Source organism: Actinoplanes sp. NPDC020271 (genome assembly GCF_044388125.1).
GTDB lineage: Bacteria > Actinomycetota > Actinomycetes > Mycobacteriales > Micromonosporaceae > Actinoplanes.
Genome location: NZ_JBIRWQ010000084.1, coordinates 1 through 1663, shown reverse-complemented (window position 1 = coordinate 1663; position 1663 = coordinate 1). Strand labels below are relative to the sequence as shown.

General features: G+C 67.5%; 1 protein-coding gene. It reads right to left on the bottom strand.

Annotated features, from left to right (window positions below; all coding sequences use genetic code 11):
- Nucleotides 1–145 precede the first annotated feature (145 nt).
- Nucleotides 146–1543 carry an IS1380 family transposase gene (locus ACH442_RS47995; RefSeq protein ID WP_396344920.1) on the bottom strand — a complete coding sequence of 466 codons (1398 nt, stop codon included), beginning with the start codon at nucleotides 1541–1543 and terminating at the stop codon, nucleotides 146–148.
- Nucleotides 1544–1663: the final 120 nt, after the last annotated feature.

Genomic DNA, 1663 nt, shown 5'->3' with positions numbered 1-1663 from the left:
CCTCGGTCTTTCACTTGAGCGTCGGCTCATAGCTTCTGGTCAATGAATCTGATTCGCGTGTCTCTCGCTGTTTTGAGGGCATGCTGAATGCCCGGAGCGGGGCCGGGTTCCTCCGTGATCGCTGGTCGGGGCGTGTGCTGTGGGGTCAGCCGGTGGGCCGGGGTAGCGCGGCGAGCTTGTTGAATGCGCTGGTCAGGGCGCTGGTCCAGGGCCAGTTGGCGGCGATGGCGAGGCGGGTCCGGCGGGCGGTGCGGGTGATCCGGGCGGCGACGTGCAGCAGCCGGTAGCGCAGTTTCTTGGGTTCGGCGGTGGCCAGGTCGCCGTCCAGGAGCAGGTTGCGGGTCCAGGCGAGTAGGTCGATGCCGGTCAGGGCGAGTTGCAGCCAGGCCTGGTTGATCGCAAAGACGCGGGACGGGAACCGGCCGAAGCCGGTGTTCTTGCCGGTGCGGATGCGGTCTTCGACGCGGGCGTGTGCCCGGTGCCGGGCCTCCAGGTGCTGGATGCTGCCGCCGCCGGGTGGGGTGTCGGTGGCGACGACCTGATGCCGCCAGCCTTCGATGGTGTCGAACAGGCTCAGTTGGGCGCCGGGATGCGGGCGTTCGCGGCGGACCAGGAATCGGGTGCCTTCCGGCCAGCCGGCCGCGTCGAACGATCCGGTGATCTCGCAGACCTCGGCATGGTCCCGCAGGTCACCGTCGGTGTCGACGGCGGGGACCCAGTCGGTCGCCGCCCGGATCGCCGTCCGCAACGGTTCGGTGATCGCGGCGCCGACACTGAATCGGATGTCCAGATGCTGCTCGCGCAAGGACCGGATGTGGGCGAGGAACCCGTGGCTTGACCCGGCTGAATCAGCGCGCAGCAGGATCGGCGTGCCGTACCGGACCGCGTCGGGAATCTGGGCGAGAGCCTGGTCAAGGACGGTGATGTGGTCGGCGGTGGTGTTGGATCCGGCCCGGCCTTCACGCAGCAGCCCGGACAACGCTTCGCCGGTGTTGTCCAGAAAACACAACAGCGGATGGAACCCGAACGTCTTCTTCCAGGTGCGGGTCGCTGATTCCTTCTCGGAATGGCAGATCACGATGGTCGCGTCGATGTCCAGGACCAAGCCGTCGACTTGCTGGCCGGCAACCGTCGGTTGTGGCAGGTCACCACGGATGTCGGCGTGCTGGGCCCAGGCGACTTCACGCGCGTGTGCCCGGGCGGACCGCAGTTCGGTCAGCATGGTGGCGTCGAGCTGGGATAACAGCCGCCACGCGGTCGGGTCGGACGCGACCAGCCCGAACAGGCCGGCCTGATCACGCAGCACCGCGAGGTCGGCGATGGCCTCACCGCCGTCGGCCAGCATGACGGCGAGATCAACGGCGATCCGGCCCGGGTCATGCCCGCCCCGGCGCTGCCGCAACCCTGCCAGAGCCTCACTGAACGCGCTGGTCAGACCGGTCGTGTCGGCCAGGTCGGCGAGTAGCCGGGCACCGGCGTGACCGACCACGCCTCGTCCATCCCCGGTAACCATGATCTTCGGACGCGTTCGGGTACTCTTCACCCAGCAAGTGCCTTCCGTGACAGGAACATAGGACCTTCGACAAGCCCTATTTTCCCTGATCAGAAGGCACTTCTGCGTTTCCGGCCCACTCCTTGGACAGCCCTTAACGAAGGGCCGAGG